Genomic DNA, 15,615 nt, shown 5'->3' with positions numbered 1-15,615 from the left:
CATAATTGGAACTGATACAGGGGTTTTGCACTTTGCTAAGTGTTATGCTGAAGAATCCGAAGTGTATTATTATGTGTGAAAAAGATGAAAACAGAATTCATTTTATTAATGAACATTATCCGCGAGGTTCTTACTGTCTCGCCGGAGGAATGCTTTGATTTTCGTCCAGGACCATAGTGGATCACGGTGGAGCTGATGTAGTTCTTGAGGTTGCGGGAGCGGAATCTACATTTCGTCTGGCATGGGAATGTGCAAGACCAAATGCAACTGTGACAGTGGTTGCACTTTATGATAAGGCTCAGGTACTGCCACTTCCGGATATGTATCGGAGGACATCGCACATTCAAAAGCAACGGTGGAGTGGATTGGGTGTTGTGATTGTGAGGAAACCGCTGGAGAAGCTCGATCAGCAGAAGGTGAGATTAGTACAGAACCACTTATCACACATACCTATCCGCTTAGCAGAATCGAAGGAAAGACATATGAACTTTTTGAAAATAAGAGAGATGGTGTGATCAAAGTAGCGGTAGAGTGTTGGAGCATATTTCGAAAACGATGTACTAGCAGGATCGCTGTAGATGAAATGAGAGAAATGAGCAGGTCTCTGAAAAAATATCTGGAGCAAGTTTCTTTTTCGATGTATCGGCTGAAAATGGTGCTGTGGCAGATACGCTCCCTGAGCCAAATCTCATTTTTTAACCGAATCAAGTAAGTCCCCTGCTTCAATTGCGAAAAGCAATAAGCAGTGGGTGGGGACTTACTTGTATCAGGAGGAGTGCAAGCTCCTTCTGATAAACTGCGAAGCAGTTATTCGGTTATGAGCAAGTAGCGAAGCGGATTGCGAATATCCGCTTGACTGTATAAAAATACAGGAAAATGACAAAAATTGATAAAATATGTAAATTTTTAGTTATATTTTAAGCATTCTATGGTACACTAGAGTGTGTCTGAAAAATGCTTTTCGCAAAATCTACCGCAAAGTGGGGCGTGCAGATTGTGAGAATGATTTTTCAAACATACTCTAGTATAGTATATCAAAAATGGGAGGAAAACTCGAAAATGAGCAAAAAAGAAGGAAAAGGATTAAAGTCTTTCAACAAGGGATTTCAAGTGCCTGACACTTACATTATTATCTTTTTAGTAGTTGTTGTCGCAGCACTTCTGACTTTCCTTGTACCAAAGGGATTTTACGAAACACAGGATATTTCGTACATGATCAATGGTGTTGAGAAAACCCGTACAGTAATCAAAGACGGAAGTTTCCAGTATCTGACAGACGATGCAGGAAATGTAGTAACAGAGGGAGTAGCACTCTTTAGTGGAGATGGTGGAACAGGATTCTTCAACTATATGTATAACGGGATCGTAAATAGTTCTGCAATCGAGATTATCGCATTCCTTATGGTAGTAGGTGGTGCATTCGGTATCATGATCCGTACAGGTGCGATTGAATCCGGATTGATTGGATTGATCCGTAAGGCAAAGGGAACAGAAAAACTGCTGATTCCGATACTTTTCGTATTGTTTTCTCTTGGTGGAGCAGTTTTTGGAATGGGAGAAGAAGCACTTCCGTTTACTATGATTCTTTGTCCGTTGTTTGTAGCAGTTGGATATGATTCAGTTATCGCAGTTCTTGTTACTTATGTTGCAACACAGATTGGTTTCGGTTCATCCTGGATGAATCCATTCTCTGTAGGTATTGCACAGGGTATTGCAGGTATTGATGTATTCTCCGGAGCAGGATTCCGTATGGTAATGTGGGTAGTATTTACAGTTCTTGGCTGTGGAATGACTATGTTCTATGCGTCAAAGATCAAAAAGACTCCGACAATTTCAATCGCATATAAGACTGATTCATATTTCCGTGAGCAGAATGAAAAAACAGGAATTGACGAAGGACATTCATTTGGTCTTGGACATATTTTAGTTCTTCTGACACTGGCTGCTACAGTAGTATGGGTAATTTGGGGAGTTATGACTCAAGGATACTACATGCCAGAGATTGCTACACAGTTCTTCATTATGGGAATTGTTTCCGGTGTGATCGGAGTTATCTTTAAACTGAACGATATGAAACTGAATGATATCGCAACATCATTCAAAGATGGAGCAAAAGATCTGATCGGTGCTGCACTTGTTGTTGCTATGGCACAGGGTATCATGCAGGTTCTTGGTGGATCTGATCCGACAACACCTACAGTTATTAATACAATTATGTATAATATTTCAAATGCACTGTCTGGAGTTTCCGGAGCAGTTGCAGCAGTACTTATGTATCTGTTCCAGTCTGTATTCAACTTCTTCGTTGTATCCGGAACAGGACAGGCTGCAATCACAATGCCGATCATGGCTCCACTGTCAGACCTGTTAGGCGTTTCACGTCAGACAGCTGTAGTTGCATTCCAGCTTGGTGATGCATTTACAAACCTGATTGTTCCTACATCTGGATGTCTGATTGGATCTCTTGCAATTGCAAAGATTGAGTGGTCTAACTGGATTAAATTCATGTGGAAATTCCTTGGCGTATTAATGATTGGTGCAATTATTACAATTCTTATTGCAGTTGGAATTGGATTCTAAAACATACATTTGATAATTGAGAGTGATTTATGATGAAATTAATTCAGAATATTGATGTCTATGCCCCACAGCATCTGGGGAAAAAAGATGTACTTACAATCAATGATAAGATTGTCAAGATTAAAGATGCAGGTTCTATATCTGCAGAGGGATTTCTTTCTGAGGCAGAAATGATCAATGGAGAGGGTTTACTTTTAACTCCGGGATTCATTGACAGTCATGTTCATGTACTCGGAGGCGGTGGCGAAGGTGGATTCGCCAATCGTACTCCGGAAGCAACTATGGAAGGACTTACGAAGTTTGGAGTAACAACAGTTGTTGGCTGCCTTGGAACAGATGGAATCGGTCGTGATATGTGTGCACTGGTTGCAAAGACAAAAGGATTGAATGAGCAGGGAATGTCTGCATACTGTTATACAGGCAGTTATCAGATTCCGGTTCACACGTTGACTGACAGTATTGTAAAAGATATTATGATGATTCAGGAAATCGTTGGAACCGGAGAAATCGCGATCTCTGATCATCGTTCTTCACAGCCGACTTTTGAGGAATTTGCACGTGTTGTTGCGGATACAAGACTTGGTGGTGTTCTTTCCGGGAAAGCTGGTATTGTAAATGTTCATCTTGGCGACAGTCCAAGATGCTTAGATCTTATTGAACGAGTGGTAGATGAGACAGAGATACCGGCTTCTCAAATACTGCCAACACATATCAATCGAAATGAGATGCTTTTTGGCAAGGCGATTGAGTATGCGCTGAAAGGCGGAGCAGTAGACTTTACAGGAAATGAAGATATTGACTATTGGGAAACTATCTGTGATGAGGTACGTGTATGTAATGGTATCAAACGGATGTTGGATGCCGGAGTAAATCCTGACCGTATGACAATTTCTTCTGATGGACAGGGAAGCCTTCCGATGTACAGTAGTGATGGCGAATTCCTTGGAATGGGTGTTGGACAGTCCAGCTGCCTTCTGAAGGAAGTAAAGGAATGTGTATTTAAAACAGAAATTCCTTTAGAAATAGCTATTTCTACAATTACATCTAATCCGGCAGATATTCTTCGCCTCAAAGGAAAAGGTAAGGTTGAAGAAGGCTATGATGCGGATCTTTGTATTCTTGACCAGGAACTTCAGCTTGTTGAAGTAATTGCAAAAGGGAATACAGTTTATACAAAATAAAGTATATTGATGTTAGAAGCATCAGTCATTCAGTTGGCTGGTGCTTTTTGCATGCGAGGATAGCTTGTAATGAAACGGATTTACAAGCTGACAAATGATGGTATAATTAATTCTATTGTTGAGCTGATAGAAAGGGCATAGGTATGAGAAAAGCAATCGTATATGCATCGGTACATCGTAGAAATACAGAAAAAATAGTAAAGAGCATAGCAGAAGAGTGTCAGGTCGATTTGATTGATGCAGTAAAACAGTCAGATGCAGATCTGAGTAGTTATGATATGATCGGGTTTGCGTCAGGAATCTATTTTTCAAAGTTTCATCAGTCGATATTGAAATTTGCGGAAAAGAATTTACCAGATGACAAAAAGGTCTTCTTGATCTGTACTTATGGTGGAAGTGCGAATTATAAATCCATAGAGCAGATTTTGGATAAAAAACATGCCAGTGTAGATGGTAAATTCGGATGTAAAGGATACGATACATTTGGGCCATTCAAACTGGTTGGAGGTATTGCAAAAGGACATCCGGATGATAAAGATATCCAAAATGCAGTGGAGTTTGTAAAAGACTTAAAAAAGTATAAAGAAGTATAAAGAAGAAATAGAAATATTGGGTAGGAATGTGAAATAATGCAGACAGATTACAATACTTATGAAAGCCTTCGTGCAATACTTGAGAAAGAAACACCAATTCTTATTGCGCAGATTCGTGCGTTGTACAGAGAGTTAGATAAGAAATTTCATCTTCAGGGAGCAAAAGTGCCAATAACTTTTGGCTTTGATACGGACTCCTTGGGGTCTTATAATCAAAAAGGACACGGACAGAAAGAACATTTTCATTTTTCTCTGTTTTTTATAGGATATGCTGTAAATAATCCACTCAGCAAAGAAGACAGAATGGATCTCTACAAACACGAATACGCACATTATATGCGATACAATATGCCTATTCCTAAACAGTATCAGTGGCAGCCTGGAATTCACGGAAGTGCATGGAAATACTGCTGCTCATTGGTAGGTGCGGCACCAACGCCCTATTACAAAGCGGGTGAGGCGCTGATGAATCACAATTATGAAAAAACTCTGATGAATCCGATTCATGACAAAACAGTCACCATACGGGATCAACACCGAAGAGAACAGGAATACAGAAGAACGCAGAATGTGATTATAAAATATGAAAAAGGGGAAAGCGTCGATCATCCGAAATTTGGCGAAGGAATTATAGAAAAAATAGAGCAACGATCTTGCTCTGTGAGTCTTCATATTCGCTTTGGAGAAGAACTGAAAGTGATAGATCAGAAATGGCTTCTTCAGACAAAATACAAAAAAAGAAAATCTGAAAGCCCGTGACCAGATGGCCTGGTTAGAGCAATAAACAGTATCTATATTCAGAAGCAGTATTTCCTATATCGGCAAAAACACAACAATTCAGGTCGAATATTATTGATATTTTTGCCGATGATGTGATCGAAACAGCAAATCACTTCCGCTGCATGGATACCGCCCTTCCGGAAGAAGTTGCCGATAAAATGAAGGCCTTGCTGACGGAATACAACGCCAAAGAAGAAAGATAAAGAAAAAGCAGATCAGGTTGCAGATGAAATTATAAAAAATACATACAAAACACTCACGACAAGAGGTATGAAGGGATGTTATGTATATTGTACGGATGCCGCCTTGGTTCAATATTTTAAGAAACTGTTAAAATAAAAATGATAAAGGGGTAAAAGTTCATGAAGGAAAAAACAATAGAGTGTATTCGCAAATTTACAGAAGACCGGGATCGGGATCAATTTCATAGTCCGGTAGTCAGAGCATTTGGGGACTACGGTAATACTACGAATGAGGGAATGCAAATGAGCCGATGTAGAAGTGCAGATTTTAACGGTAGTAGTAATCGTTAAATTGTAAGGGCTATCGTTATATAGTGTGCAATCGTTGAATAGTCTAGCAGTATCGTGTAAAATGAATATCTAGTTAGATATGGACATATAATATTAAAGCAGCCGCAAGCTGTGATTTGAACTATATTTGACCTTGACAGGCGGCACATTTGAATGTATACTTTAAGTACAGTAAGAGATTACTGCAAATGTTTGTTGCTACTCGATATGCAACTCAAATAAGGTCGAGTTCAAATGTTTGTCGCTACTCGATATGCGACTTAGAAAAGGTCGAGTTCAAATGTTTTGAGGTTTCGTTCGAGAGGACGGAGCCTCTTTTTGACGATAGGAGAAGAAATGGAAATAGGGCATTTTTATTATATTGATGATCAATACTTTAAGGATTTTTCAGATCCTTATTTGATGCAGAATAAGGAAAAGGTAAATGGACAGTTACATGATAGACCATGTTTTTATGCATTCCAGGATAGTAATACGCAGCTGTTTTGGATGATACCATTTTCATCACAGGTTTCTAAATTTAAAGGAATCTATAATAAGAAAATGCAAAAGTATCATAGGTGCGATACAATTGTTTTTGGAGAAGTGATTGGTCATGAGAAGGCATTTTTGATTCAAAATATGTGCCCGATTACAGAAAAATATATGAAAAATGAGTATCTGGACTCTGTTGCTAATATACCAGTTCGTGTTGATGGTAGATTAGAAAAGGAGTTAAAGGATAAAGCAGGAAAAGTTTTAGCATTGCAGAGAAAGGGAGCAAAGTTGATTTTTCCAGATGTCCGTAGTATAGAACAGGAATTATTAAAATACTGAAATGATGAAGAAGCGTGCAGACCTGCTTGGACAGATGCGAAATTTCCTTGATGAACACGAGGACAAGCAGGGAAAACTGACCGTTGATGATGCAATCACCTATTCTAATATGGAAGCGGAATTTGATGGATTGACCGATGTTATTTCTCGTGCGCAGAGGGAGGCAGAGCTGTCTAAGCCGATTAATTCTCCACTTACAGGGAAACCATATATCGCAGGTTCAGCTCCGGAACAGAAGAAAGGACGCGCTTCTGACGAATACAGACAGGCCATGCTTACAGCAATGCGTACCAATTTCCGTCAGGTTTCTAATCTCCTGCAGGGGGGGAGATGCGGATGGAGGTTACCTTGTTCCAGAAGAATATGATCGCAGATTAATTGATGTGCTGGAAGAAGAAAACATCATGCGTGGACTCGCTACTGTAATCACTACTTCCGGGGAACATAAGATTAATATTGCTGCTTCCAAGCCTGCTGCTGTATGACAATGCGTTCAATCTGGAAAGCTATATTATTACACAATTCGGCAAGGCGCTGGCAAATGAAGAAGAGGATGCGTTTCTGAATGGAAATGGAGTAGGAAAACCAACAAGTCTTTTTGACACAACGCATGGTGGACAGCTCTTGAATACTCTGACCGCAGGGATTAAGTCGGATGATGTGCTTGATCTGGTTTATGGTCTGAAGCGTCCATATCGTAAAAATGCTTCCTTTATTATGAACGATGGAACATTAGCACAGCTTCGAAAACTGAAAGACAACAATGGTGCTTATATTTGGCAGCCGTCTTATCAGGTAGGGGAACCGGATCGTGTGCTTGGCTATGAAGTGCATACTTCTGCGTATGCTCCGAAGGATGCCATTTCTTTTGGTGACTACAAATACTACAATATCGGTGATCGTGGTTCCAGATCCTTCAAACAGTTAAATGAGCTGTTTACCGGAAATGGTATGATCGGTTATGTAGCAAAGGAACGTGTGGATGGAAAACTGCTCCTGCCAGAAGCTGTTCAGATTATGAAACTGAAGGGAACAGAATGACCTGAAAGTTCTCCTTTCTCATAAGTCATGACTCCTAAGCCATCTTCCTATACCTAAAAAACTAAACCCTGTTTACTCTAGGCAAACAGAAAAAAATCAGTATAATGAAGGTAGGGGAAGGGAGGCTTTTATATGCAATTCAAATATCAGGATTTAGGAGAAGGAATCATTAAACTGTTAAAGCAAAGAAAACAGAATGGCGAAAATATCATGGTTATTAGAGCAACAGAAGTGAAAAGACTTCTGGATGTGCAGAAGATATGTGGGCCATGCCGGAATGGAAGGTATGCAATGATCTGTCAGGCTATGAAATATGCGTCAGACCGAATTCCAGCAAAACAGATTGATGGAAATTATGAAAGTTCCAATTATACATTAGAATATCAATTGAATTTATTTTAAGAAGAGTCAGACTTGTGTGGGAAAATGCGCAGGTCTGATTTTCTTTTGGGGGTGATTGCAGTGTTTTTGACACTTGAAGAAATGAAAAATTATCTCCGGGTAGACCATGAGGAGGACGATGGCCTGCTTGCCGATTTTCTGAAAGCATCGGAAAAACTGTGTATGGATATCGCCCGGATGGAAGATCGGCAGGAGTTTGAGCAAAGTCCGAATGCCAAGATCGTTGTGCAGTACGCAGTTGCTTATCAGTATGAACACAGGGAAGAAGCAGACCACCATGCGCTTACACTGACTCTACGGGCTTTACTTTTTGGGGAGAGAAAGCCGGGATTCTAAGATGGATGTCTCACTTTTAAATGTAAGATTACCTTTCAGGAAGCAGTGGTGGAGTCTGATGAGATTGGTAACCGGACAAATAAATGGAAAGACTACTATACCTGCCATGCAACTGTGAGTGGGGAGAACGGATTCGGAGCAGAATACAGCCGGACAGATGGTGGAGGATGGAAAAGTAGATTTTACTATCCGCTATTGTAAAAAGGCAGCAAAGATAGATTCGACCGGATTCAGGGTTTCTTTTCAGGGGGAGTTTTATAACATTTTAAGTGTAGATCATATGAATTACAAAAAGAAATGTTTGAAATATAGATGCCAAAAAAAGAGGAGATAGTAGTGAGTGAAAATGTGCGGATAGATCAGCTTGCGGAAGCTGTGATGAAAGGGCTGACAGAGTATGCGGACCTTGCAACAGATGATATGAAAAAAGCTGTAAAGTCGGTGGGAAGAACTGTTCGAAAAGAAATAGAAGCTAATGCACCGGCAGAAGAAGTAGGAGTGAAACAGTTGGAAAAGGAGATTGAGAGGAGCCTGCATAATGGATAAGATTCTTGCTGTGTTGCGGGAAACAGGAATTTCTTTTGCATATGACCACTTTGCAGAAGGAGAAGCGGTAGAGCCACCGTTCATCTGCTATCTATTTCCGGGGAGTAACAACTTTGCAGCAGATGGAAAGGTTTACCACAAAATTGGAAGAGTAAATATTGAATTGTATACAGATAAGAAAGATTTAAAAGCAGAACAAAAAGTGAAGGATGCTTTAGATGCAGCTTCCATTTTTTATGCAAAATCCGAGGTTTGGATTGACAGTGAAAAACTATATGAAGTTCTTTATGAGATGGAGGTTTAGGAATAACTTTAGCAGAGAGTTAAAAATTATCATGTTATAGTATCGACAAATGAAGGATTTTTGCGTATAATATCACGAAATAGAAAGTCTATTGTGATTAAAAATTCAAGAAAGGTTGTCGTAAAACATGGAAAGAAATAATAATGGATTCACACTTGTAGAATTGGTAGTTGTGATTTCTATTCTTGGTGTATTGATTGCAATTTTAGCTCCATGGTATACATCGAAAATACACAAGGCGAAAGTAGCAACGGATTGGGCGAATGTGAAATCTTATTATAATGAGATACAAACAGATTATATGTTTACAGATAAGCACAATCCCAAAGTTCCCATTGATTGGCATACAAATCCATATTATGATTGGAAGGTGCTTACTTCATTAAGTGGGGAAAAAGTACCGATGAAAACAGGAATGTGTGCTGTGAGTTTTGAAGAAAGTAACGGCTATTCCATAACATATCAGTGTAATGCAAGACATTCACAATGCGAGTTTGAGGTGGGAGTACAGAAATCTGATTCATAATAAAAAGAGATTGATTGTGAAAAGTCATATGGTAAATAGTATTTTAAGATATATACGGTTGTAAATGATCATTTGTTAGTTTGAAAATTTTATAATGTTACATAGAACATCTGTCAGAAATGGCAGGTGTTTTTCATTTGTTTGGAGCTCAAGAGGCTCCTTTTTTGTATCCGTTTTTAAGGAGCTTCCGATATGGTGCTGAATCCAAATGTCAGCGTAGAGCAGATGAATGAAGGCTATACAGGAACAGCGAATGCGGAGGGAAGCTCCGAGCTGATTGCTGCGATTACTTCTGCAATGCAGAACGTAAAGGGAGACAGCGGTGATCTTGTGATTCCGGTTTATCTGGGAGGTACCCTGCTGGATGAAGTGATCATTTCGGCACAGCAGCGGGCAAATCTAAGAAGTGGAGGAAGATAGAATGGCATTTATACAGTATCTGATTTTTAATGAGGAGCTGCTTCCTTTTCCAGATTCCTATGAAATCACTCTTTCCGATGTGGAAGCGGATTCCAGCGGAGAAACAGAGGCCGGAACCACACAGAGAGATGTGATAAGGACCGGAGTGGCAGAAATTTCGGTCTCTCCCAAGTGGGTAAAGCGTCTGACCGTTTATTCGAAGCTGCCAAAGATCGCGGTGAGGTATTGGAATTAAAAGAGCAGAAATGTATATCAGCAATTATAAAGTAAAGTTGAAAAAAGACACTTCTTATAAGGGACTTTGGATAGTTAGCTTTACTCTGAATGTGTATACCCATATGGGATTGGATGATGCAGAGAAGGAATTGCAAAATGCAAGAAAAAAATGGGAATTTCGGATAAAGACGATAAGCCTTTGAAACAGAATATGTTCAAGGTAGTTTGAGAGTAAAATATTATAATAGGAAACGATAGCATCCAAGGTTTATACAACTTGGGTGCTTTTTTATGGAAAAGATTGAAATGGTATGGTAGAATAATTAGAAATGTTTAACTATATAAATATTGATAAAATGTGATGGAGAATAAAATGAGAGATGACTTTAGTGAAGCAACTAAAAAGGAATTAGCTGCAATGGTCGGATACAAATGCTCGAATCCATGTTGCAGAAGAACAACAATTGGGCCGAAACTATCTGGTGAGGGAACTATTAATTTAGGAGAGGCAGCTCATATAAAAGCTGCTTCTCCGGGAGGAAAAAGGTATAATCCAGATATGACACCTGAAGAAAGAGCGGGTTATGAAAATGGAATTTGGATGTGTCGTACCCATGCAGCATTAATAGATAGAGATGAAAAATATTTTACTGTGGAATTATTATATAAATGGAAACAAAAGGCAGAAGAAAGTGCTGGTAAAGAATTAATTGAAGGTGAGGGGACAATAAGAAAATGTAAATTTAGAATGAATATTTTTTATAGAGATTTAAAGGAATATATATCTGCAATGGAATTATTCAAAATGCGAAGAGGAGTTGTAATTAATACACAAATGCTTCCTATTCAAAATAATTGGGAAGAACATTTAGAAGAAATTTCAGAGTTGATTGGACCGGAACTGACAGCAACTTTATATAATATTAATCGAATAGTAGAGGAATTTAGGTTAACGATGGAAGAAGAAGCAAGGCGATTGAAGGGAGGTCCAAAATTAGATTACATATCAGTTATTTATTGTCAAAAGCAAGATTTTTTTATGGATAAAATGCAAGAATGGCTTACAAAGGATTTATTGGAAACAATAAAGTTCTATACGGAGATATAAATTTCTGACAGTAGTCTGCACCCCCTAAACTGACTACGATTTGACTACTACAGACGGAAGTGATTTGCTTCATTTTGCACTTTTTTGCAAAAAATGTAGTAAATGAGAAGAAAACTACGATGCCATGAAATGCTGATAAAACCTTGCAAAATACGGCATTTCACGGCAGTTTGAGAGGAGAAAAAACAATGATTCGAGTACTTTTCGTATGCCACGGCAATATCTGCCGTTCACCAATGGCAGAATTTATTTTCAAAGATATGGTATCAAAACGAGGTCTTGCGGATCAATTTTATATTGCATCTGCCGCGACCAGTACAGAGGAAATCTGGAATGGAATAGGAAATCCGGTGTATCCTCCTGCGAGGGAGGAGCTTGCTAGGCATGGAATCAGTTGCAAAGGTAAGAGAGCAGTGCAGTTGACAAAAGCGGATTATGATAAGTATGACTATATTCTTGGTATGGATCATTGGAATCTGAAGAATATGTTGAGAATACTGAAAGCGGATCCGGAGGGAAAGGTCAAGCTTCTTTTGGATTACAGTGATAATCCGCGGGATATCGCAGACCCATGGTATACAGGTGGATTTGATGTCACATATTCAGATGTAGTGGAGGGCTGTGAAGCTTTTTTGAGGTACTTGCAAAATATAAAAAAACTGTAAAACCTTTTGTCGATGGAATTTACTTTACAAATGGCTGGGACTATTTTATACTATGTCTACAGCGACTCTTAAGGGGGCTTTCGCTCCCTTATTTCTTTTTCCTGAAAGGGAAGTCAACGTTCAAATCAGGGCATCCTGCCCGCATTATTTTCAAAGCAAGAAAGGAAACTGAATATGCAGAAAGACTATGAAACATTCGTAGAGAAACTGGAGATTGGTATTTATGAGGCCACAGGAATTCCAAGAGAAAATATTTCTTTTGAGAAAGAAGGCGGGAGATTTGCGCCTGTAGGAGACAGACTGCTGGTGAAGTTTGCCGAGCACGATGATGCATGGGAAGTCTGCGGACTTTATACACAGGAATTATTTAAATCTTATCAAAGTGGCAGCTCATTTGAGGAGATTATGACTGAGATTACAGATGATCTGAAGCGGATTAAAAAGGCTGATATTTATGAGAAAACAAAAGTAATCAAAGATTATGAAAAAACAAAGCCGCGTTTATTTATCAGACTGTTAAATGCCAATAAATATGCAGCAGATTTGCAGGATGCGGTTTATAAAACTCTTGGAGATATTGCGCTTGTGCTTTATATGAAAGTTACTGAATATGAGGGATGTGTAACCAGTACGAAAATCCGCCTGGGAATGCTGGAACAATGGGGAAGAGACAGTGATGAGGTATTTAAGGAAGCATTACTCAATACGTACTTTATGAGCCCACCGAGAATTTACAGATGGGAGCAGATGATCTTTAATCCGGAATATGAAGGCGAGAGTTTTATGAATCTGGGAGATAAATGTGAATTAAAAAGAGATGCGATGGGAAATTGTTTAAGTACTACCAAGAAGACGAATGGAGCAGTTGCAGTGTTTTTGCCCGGGGTGGCAGAACAGCTTGCGTATATGCTGGATTCTGATTTCTACATGGTATTTACAAGCGTACACGAGGTGATGATTCATAATGACAAATTTGTGGAGCCTGAAGACTTGCAGTATGTTTTGGAAGATACCATTAAAGAAGCCACACCTAAGGAAGATTATCTTACATCCAGAATTTATCAGTATAATAGAGAGACACACAAATTTATTTGTGTAACATCTTTAGATGAGTGAATATAGTATTTGAATGATGGGATATGATTTTTGTTGTATTGATGCTAGTACAGCGAAAATTAAGTTTCTGCTATATTGACGCAGGATGATTTCTTCAGCTGCAAGGCGGAGGAATGGGACGTAGCGGTGGCTACGGCGACCGATGACAACGCGGAAATAAGAAATTTAGATGCAAGATTGTTCGAGAAATCAACTTGTCGGTACACTAGATATATAACCTTTGTTGAAGATAAAGTAGCGTGTTGGGAAGGGGAGTGTCCATTTGAAATATTAGTTGGTATTGTGTAATGCCGTTGCTTGTTAATAATATAAGAAGCAATAAAATAGTGTGAGATAAAATATGAGAGTATTCGTTAAAAGAATACTCTCATAGTAAAATTCTTATGTGTAATTAAAAATGGCAATTATCCAAGCAGTGCGGAGTCGTTACTGAATTCTTCGCCGCTTGCACGTTCAAACTGATCCAGAAGGTCTTTGACAGTCAGTTTTTTCTTTTCTTCACCCTGAATGTCCAGAATGATTTTACCTTCCATCATCATGATCAGACGATTGCCATGTGCAATGGCATCTTTCATATTGTGGGTGATCATCAGAGTTGTAAGGCGATCACGATTTACGATCATATCTGTGATTTCAAGAACCTTTGCGGCTGTTTTCGGATCAAGGGCAGCGGTGTGCTCATCCAGAAGCAGAAGTTTCGGTTTCTGGAGTGTCGCCATAAGAAGGGTAAGCGCCTGTCTCTGTCCACCGGAGAGGAGTCCTACTTTGGAGGTAAGTCTGTCTTCCAGACCAAGACCGAGAATTTTGAGAAGTTCTCTGTATTCTTCTCGTTCTGCTTTTGTAATTCCGGAGCGGAGAAGACGGGATTTTCCACGACGTTTTGCAAGTGCAAGGTTTTCTTCAATACCCATGGTGGCAGCAGTTCCGGTCATCGGATCCTGGAATACACGTCCAAGGTATGTGGCACGCTTGTGTTCGGAAAGTTTGGTAACATCAATATTGTCGATAAGGATCTGTCCTTCATCAACCGGCCATGTTCCTGCAACAGCATTTAACATAGTAGATTTACCGGCACCGTTTCCACCGATGACTGTGACAAAGTCTCCTTCGTTCAGTTTAAGATTCAGGCCATTTAAAGCACGCTTTTCATTGATGGTTCCCGGGTTAAATGTTTTATAGATGTTTTTTAATTCAAGCATTTTTATTTACCTCCCCTTTTTACCGGTTTGTTGAAATATTTGCCTTTCCAGTATGGGAACGCAAGGAAGAGGGCAACAACGATTGCGGAAAGCATCTTCAGCAGGTCCGTATCAATACCCATCCAGATAACGACCTGAAGTACCAGATAGTACAGGATGGAGCCAAGGATAACAGCGGTCAGGCGAAGTGCAAAGTTACGGAAAACACGTCCGAAGATTGCCTCACCGATAATAACAGCAGCCAGACCGATAACGATGGAACCACGTCCCATGTTGATATCTGCAAAACCCTGATACTGTGCAAGGAGAGCGCTTGAAAGCCCTACCAGACCGTTGGAGATCATAAGACCGAGAACTTTGTTCCTGTTTGTGTTGATACCCTGGGCACGTGACATATTTGGGTTACATCCGGTTGCTCTTAAAGAACATCCAAGTTCTGTTCCAAAAAACCAGTATAAAATTGCAATCAGAACAATACACATGATTGCTACGATAAAGATGGTGTTTTTGGAAAGGGATGTGTTTTTAATATGACGCAGAGAAACCAGAAGATTGTATTTATCAACATTGATTGCCTGGTTTGCTTTTCCCATAATTTTCAGGTTGACAGAGTATAAAGATAACTGTGTCAAAATTCCGGCAAGGATTGCAGGAATTCCCATAAATGTATGGAAAATTCCAGTAACAAGACCAGCAAGCATTCCTGCGAGAGTAGCGGCGAGCATGGAAATCCAGACATTATGTCCGGAAAGCATCATCATTATACATACTGCACCACCGGTACACATGGTACCATCTACAGTAAGGTCTGCGATATCGAGAATGCGGAATGTCAGATAAACACCGATTGCCATGATTCCCCAGATCAGACCTTGTGCCACAGCGCCCGGAAGCGCAGCTATTAACGTCATAATTTGCATTTGTAATTTCCTCCTGTTGAGACGCGAAAAGCGAGAGAGGTAAAAAACCCTTTCCCGCTGATCGCATATAAGTTAAATTTTCGTAACTGTGTTGTTACTGAACAGTTACAAATTTTCGGTTCAGAATTATTCATCAGCCTCTTCAGTTGCATCATCTTCAGCAGTTTCAGCAGTAGCTTCGTCTGCTGCATCTGCATCGTCAGATGCTTCTTCTGTATCTTCAGCAGCTTCGCCGATTGCTACATAATCATCAGGAACTGTGATGCCAAGTTCTTCACAGATATCTTTATTGTATTCTTTTGTGAAGTTTGGTGCATATTCGATTGGCATTGT

General features: G+C 39.6%; 22 protein-coding genes and 4 pseudogenes. 22 read left to right on the top strand and 4 right to left on the bottom strand.

Going from position 1 to position 15,615, the window contains the following annotated elements:
• Positions 1-176 precede the first annotated feature (176 nt).
• Positions 177-515, top strand: coding sequence for a hypothetical protein (locus AC058W_RS03900; RefSeq protein ID WP_479389731.1), 339 nt, complete (start codon positions 177-179; stop codon positions 513-515).
• A 421-nt stretch (positions 516-936) separates the two neighbouring features.
• Here the strand turns inward: AC058W_RS03900 and AC058W_RS03895 are convergent, their stop codons facing one another.
• Positions 937-1,014: a DUF6783 domain-containing protein gene (locus tag AC058W_RS03895; RefSeq protein WP_479389732.1), complete on the bottom strand. Its 78-nt coding sequence runs from the start codon at positions 1,012-1,014 to the stop codon at positions 937-939.
• A gap of 45 nt (positions 1,015-1,059) precedes the next feature.
• On the opposite strand from AC058W_RS03895, the gene yfcC reads away from it, so the two are divergent.
• The 21 genes and pseudogenes from yfcC to AC058W_RS03790 all read left to right on the top strand — a co-directional run bounded on the left by yfcC (position 1,060) and on the right by AC058W_RS03790 (position 13,163).
• A complete protein-coding gene (gene yfcC / locus AC058W_RS03890) occupies positions 1,060-2,580 on the top strand; it encodes a putative basic amino acid antiporter YfcC (RefSeq protein WP_118591549.1) in 1,521 nt (506 codons plus the stop codon).
• Positions 2,581-2,612: 32 nt separating this feature from the next.
• Positions 2,613-3,761 (top strand): beta-aspartyl-peptidase, encoded by a 1,149-nt coding sequence (iadA, locus tag AC058W_RS03885; RefSeq protein WP_117675522.1) that lies wholly within the window; start codon positions 2,613-2,615, stop codon positions 3,759-3,761.
• 143 nt (positions 3,762-3,904) lie between these two features.
• Positions 3,905-4,354 carry a flavodoxin family protein gene (locus tag AC058W_RS03880; RefSeq protein WP_118609669.1) on the top strand — a complete coding sequence of 150 codons (450 nt, stop codon included), beginning with the start codon at positions 3,905-3,907 and terminating at the stop codon, positions 4,352-4,354.
• Positions 4,355-4,390: 36 nt separating this feature from the next.
• On the top strand, positions 4,391-5,113 hold the full coding sequence (locus AC058W_RS03875) for a hypothetical protein (protein WP_117844266.1): 723 nt from the start codon (positions 4,391-4,393) through the stop codon (positions 5,111-5,113).
• Between the two features lie 107 nt (positions 5,114-5,220).
• Positions 5,221-5,334 (top strand): annotated as a pseudogene (locus AC058W_RS03870) (cell filamentation protein Fic); the annotation flags it as partial.
• Positions 5,335-5,365: 31 nt separating this feature from the next.
• Positions 5,366-5,473 (top strand): DNA/RNA helicase domain-containing protein, encoded by a 108-nt coding sequence (locus AC058W_RS03865; protein ID WP_445291944.1) that lies wholly within the window; start codon positions 5,366-5,368, stop codon positions 5,471-5,473.
• Positions 5,474-5,985: 512 nt separating this feature from the next.
• Entirely contained in the window at positions 5,986-6,483 is a 498-nt protein-coding gene (cptIN, locus tag AC058W_RS03860; RefSeq protein WP_243009860.1) for a type III toxin-antitoxin system CptIN family toxin, read from the top strand.
• Position 6,484: 1 nt separating this feature from the next.
• On the top strand, positions 6,485-6,850 hold the full coding sequence (locus AC058W_RS03855) for a hypothetical protein (protein ID WP_479389730.1): 366 nt from the start codon (positions 6,485-6,487) through the stop codon (positions 6,848-6,850).
• 16 nt (positions 6,851-6,866) lie between these two features.
• A pseudogene (locus tag AC058W_RS03850) lies at positions 6,867-7,524 on the top strand (phage major capsid protein).
• A 132-nt stretch (positions 7,525-7,656) separates the two neighbouring features.
• Positions 7,657-7,926 carry a hypothetical protein gene (locus tag AC058W_RS03845; RefSeq protein WP_117844268.1) on the top strand — a complete coding sequence of 90 codons (270 nt, stop codon included), beginning with the start codon at positions 7,657-7,659 and terminating at the stop codon, positions 7,924-7,926.
• A 60-nt stretch (positions 7,927-7,986) separates the two neighbouring features.
• Entirely contained in the window at positions 7,987-8,262 is a 276-nt protein-coding gene (locus AC058W_RS03840; RefSeq protein ID WP_117844304.1) for a head-tail connector protein, read from the top strand.
• 48 nt (positions 8,263-8,310) lie between these two features.
• Positions 8,311-8,463, top strand: coding sequence for a hypothetical protein (locus AC058W_RS03835; RefSeq protein WP_479389733.1), 153 nt, complete (start codon positions 8,311-8,313; stop codon positions 8,461-8,463).
• Positions 8,420-8,596 carry a phage head closure protein gene (locus tag AC058W_RS03830; RefSeq protein ID WP_479389729.1) on the top strand — a complete coding sequence of 59 codons (177 nt, stop codon included), beginning with the start codon at positions 8,420-8,422 and terminating at the stop codon, positions 8,594-8,596. Before AC058W_RS03835 ends, AC058W_RS03830 begins: the two co-directional genes overlap by 44 nt.
• Before the next feature lie 2 nt (positions 8,597-8,598).
• On the top strand, positions 8,599-8,808 hold the full coding sequence (locus AC058W_RS03825; protein ID WP_117844269.1) for an HK97 gp10 family phage protein: 210 nt from the start codon (positions 8,599-8,601) through the stop codon (positions 8,806-8,808).
• Positions 8,801-9,112, top strand: a complete 312-nt coding sequence (locus tag AC058W_RS03820; RefSeq protein ID WP_117844270.1) for a hypothetical protein — start codon at positions 8,801-8,803, stop codon at positions 9,110-9,112. The genes AC058W_RS03825 and AC058W_RS03820 overlap by 8 nt, the downstream gene beginning before the upstream one ends.
• A 127-nt stretch (positions 9,113-9,239) precedes the next feature.
• Positions 9,240-9,638 carry a type II secretion system protein gene (locus AC058W_RS03815; protein WP_117844271.1) on the top strand — a complete coding sequence of 133 codons (399 nt, stop codon included), beginning with the start codon at positions 9,240-9,242 and terminating at the stop codon, positions 9,636-9,638.
• Positions 9,639-9,830: 192 nt separating this feature from the next.
• Complete coding sequence (locus tag AC058W_RS03810; RefSeq protein ID WP_117844272.1) at positions 9,831-10,058, top strand: hypothetical protein; 228 nt, start codon at positions 9,831-9,833, stop codon at positions 10,056-10,058.
• Between the two features lies 1 nt (position 10,059).
• A pseudogene (locus AC058W_RS03805) lies at positions 10,060-10,390 on the top strand (hypothetical protein); the annotation flags it as partial.
• 257 nt (positions 10,391-10,647) lie between these two features.
• A complete protein-coding gene (locus AC058W_RS03800; RefSeq protein WP_479389728.1) occupies positions 10,648-11,382 on the top strand; it encodes a hypothetical protein in 735 nt (244 codons plus the stop codon).
• 188 nt (positions 11,383-11,570) lie between these two features.
• On the top strand, positions 11,571-12,047 hold the full coding sequence (locus tag AC058W_RS03795) for a low molecular weight protein-tyrosine-phosphatase (RefSeq protein ID WP_117844274.1): 477 nt from the start codon (positions 11,571-11,573) through the stop codon (positions 12,045-12,047).
• A gap of 174 nt (positions 12,048-12,221) precedes the next feature.
• Positions 12,222-13,163, top strand: coding sequence for a DUF5688 family protein (locus tag AC058W_RS03790; RefSeq protein WP_117844275.1), 942 nt, complete (start codon positions 12,222-12,224; stop codon positions 13,161-13,163).
• A gap of 404 nt (positions 13,164-13,567) precedes the next feature.
• On the opposite strand, the gene AC058W_RS03785 is transcribed toward AC058W_RS03790, so the two are convergent.
• The 3 genes and pseudogenes from AC058W_RS03785 to AC058W_RS03775 all read right to left on the bottom strand — a co-directional run.
• Entirely contained in the window at positions 13,568-14,362 is a 795-nt protein-coding gene (locus tag AC058W_RS03785; RefSeq protein WP_117675456.1) for an ABC transporter ATP-binding protein, read from the bottom strand.
• Positions 14,363-14,364: 2 nt separating this feature from the next.
• Positions 14,365-15,282, bottom strand: a complete 918-nt coding sequence (locus AC058W_RS03780) for an ABC transporter permease (RefSeq protein ID WP_117675454.1) — start codon at positions 15,280-15,282, stop codon at positions 14,365-14,367.
• 126 nt (positions 15,283-15,408) lie between these two features.
• Positions 15,409-15,615, bottom strand: a pseudogene (locus AC058W_RS03775) (ABC transporter substrate-binding protein); the annotation flags it as partial.

The sequence above is a fragment of the Blautia sp. CGZ-1-C1 genome, from assembly GCF_056504575.1.
The sequence above is the reverse complement of the archived record's forward strand: the minus strand, read 5'-3'. Positions and strand labels throughout refer to the sequence as shown.

Bases quoted from the DNA above. Each gene is read 5' to 3' on its own strand.
- AC058W_RS03880 (WP_118609669.1), top strand. From the start codon at position 3,905: ATGAGAAAAGCAATCGTATATGCATCGGTACATCGTAGAAATACAGAA.
- AC058W_RS03790 (WP_117844275.1), top strand. From the start codon at position 12,222: ATGCAGAAAGACTATGAAACATTCGTAGAGAAACTGGAGATTGGTATT.
- AC058W_RS03875 (WP_117844266.1), top strand. From the start codon at position 4,391: ATGCAGACAGATTACAATACTTATGAAAGCCTTCGTGCAATACTTGAG.
- AC058W_RS03820 (WP_117844270.1), top strand. From the start codon at position 8,801: ATGGATAAGATTCTTGCTGTGTTGCGGGAAACAGGAATTTCTTTTGCA.
- AC058W_RS03800 (WP_479389728.1), top strand. From the start codon at position 10,648: ATGAGAGATGACTTTAGTGAAGCAACTAAAAAGGAATTAGCTGCAATG.
- AC058W_RS03845 (WP_117844268.1), top strand. From the start codon at position 7,657: ATGCAATTCAAATATCAGGATTTAGGAGAAGGAATCATTAAACTGTTA.
- AC058W_RS03855 (WP_479389730.1), top strand. From the start codon at position 6,485: ATGATGAAGAAGCGTGCAGACCTGCTTGGACAGATGCGAAATTTCCTT.
- AC058W_RS03785 (WP_117675456.1), bottom strand. From the start codon at position 14,362: ATGCTTGAATTAAAAAACATCTATAAAACATTTAACCCGGGAACCATC.
- AC058W_RS03830 (WP_479389729.1), top strand. From the start codon at position 8,420: ATGGTGGAGGATGGAAAAGTAGATTTTACTATCCGCTATTGTAAAAAG.
- AC058W_RS03810 (WP_117844272.1), top strand. From the start codon at position 9,831: ATGGTGCTGAATCCAAATGTCAGCGTAGAGCAGATGAATGAAGGCTAT.
- iadA (WP_117675522.1), top strand. From the start codon at position 2,613: ATGAAATTAATTCAGAATATTGATGTCTATGCCCCACAGCATCTGGGG.
- AC058W_RS03795 (WP_117844274.1), top strand. From the start codon at position 11,571: ATGATTCGAGTACTTTTCGTATGCCACGGCAATATCTGCCGTTCACCA.
- yfcC (WP_118591549.1), top strand. From the start codon at position 1,060: ATGAGCAAAAAAGAAGGAAAAGGATTAAAGTCTTTCAACAAGGGATTT.
- AC058W_RS03815 (WP_117844271.1), top strand. From the start codon at position 9,240: ATGGAAAGAAATAATAATGGATTCACACTTGTAGAATTGGTAGTTGTG.
- AC058W_RS03780 (WP_117675454.1), bottom strand. From the start codon at position 15,282: ATGCAAATTATGACGTTAATAGCTGCGCTTCCGGGCGCTGTGGCACAA.